Raw genomic sequence first — 1,431 nt, 5'->3', positions numbered from 1 at the left:
TACACTTTATGCTTCCGGCTCGTATGTTGTGTGGAATTGTGAGCGGATAACAATTTCACACAGGAAACAGCTATGACCATGATTACGCCAAGCTTGCATGCCTGCAGGTCGACTCTAGAGGATCCCCCCCCTTCTTCAGCGCTTTAAATGACATTGTTTCGTTTCTCTATGTTTGGTATCGGTTCTTCTTCTTCTTCAAAAAAAAGGGGGGCACTATTCAAAAAAAAATATTATAACAGTATGATTTTTTTCCCTCTCCCGTCGATTGAGGTTTTTTTTTCTCTTTCGTCTTGGTCTTTTGCTTTTCACTCCAAAAATGGAAACACGCGCGGCTCAACTCGAAATCCGTGATCAAAAAAATAAAGGCTGTGAGTTTCGAGCCAATAATTATGAATTAGTGGTATTTTTTTTAAAGATAAATAATCAAGAATCGCATTAGGGAGACGAATATGCGTTATTCAAATAAAAAGACAATTCTTTTAGGGTAGCATTTCCCTTCAAGTTCATCCCACATGTACATTAATGTCAATGATGTCGCAGAAGTTAAATTAGCAGAAGAAAAAAAAAATGTGAATTACTCCGAGTCAACTCTTCTTTCTCTTCTTCTTTTTCTTCTTTATCACCATAATCACCACCACCACCACCACCACCAGCTCCCAGATGACTTCAACTAACTTAGAAGGAACTTTCCCATTGATTGCCAAAGGTAAAGTCAGAGATATTTACCAAGTTGACGACAACACTCTTTTATTCGTTGCTACTGATAGAATTTCCGCATACGATGTGATTATGTCTAATGGTATCCCAAATAAAGGTAAAATCTTAACCAAATTGTCTGAATTCTGGTTTGATTTCTTGCCAATTGAAAACCATTTAATCAAAGGAGACATTTTCCAAAAATATCCTCAACTAGAACCATATAGAAACCAATTGGAAGGCAGATCCTTACTTGTTAGAAAATTGAAATTGATCCCTCTTGAAGTTATTGTTAGAGGTTACATCACCGGTTCCGGCTGGAAAGAATACCAAAAATCTAAAACCGTCCACGGTATTCCTATTGGTGATGTGGTTGAATCACAACAAATCACTCCTATCTTCACCCCATCCACTAAAGCAGAACAAGGTGAACATGATGAAAATATCACCAAAGAACAAGCTGACAAGATTGTTGGAAAAGAATTATGTGATAGAATTGAAAAAATTGCTATTGATTTGTACACCAAAGCCAGAGATTACGCTGCCACTAAAGGAATTATTATCGCTGATACTAAATTTGAATTTGGTTTAGATGGTGACAGCATCGTTCTTGTTGACGAAGTTTTAACTCCAGATTCTTCCAGATTCTGGAATGCTGCTAAATACGAAGTTGGTAAATCTCAAGACTCTTACGATAAACAATTTTTGAGAGATTGGTTAACTTCTAATGGTGTT

The 1,431-nt window shown here is 36.8% G+C and carries 1 protein-coding gene; it reads left to right on the top strand.

From position 1 onward, the window contains the following. Positions 1-660: 660 nt before the first annotated feature. On the top strand, positions 661-1,431 hold a 771-nt coding region (locus tag HKX41_10360), incomplete at its 3' end, for a phosphoribosylaminoimidazolesuccinocarboxamide synthase (protein ID NNC24540.1).

This window comes from Salifodinibacter halophilus (genome assembly GCA_012999515.1).
Taxonomy (GTDB): Bacteria; Pseudomonadota; Gammaproteobacteria; order Nevskiales; family Salinisphaeraceae; genus Salifodinibacter; species Salifodinibacter halophilus.
This window is presented reverse-complemented; position numbering and strand designations above follow the sequence as displayed.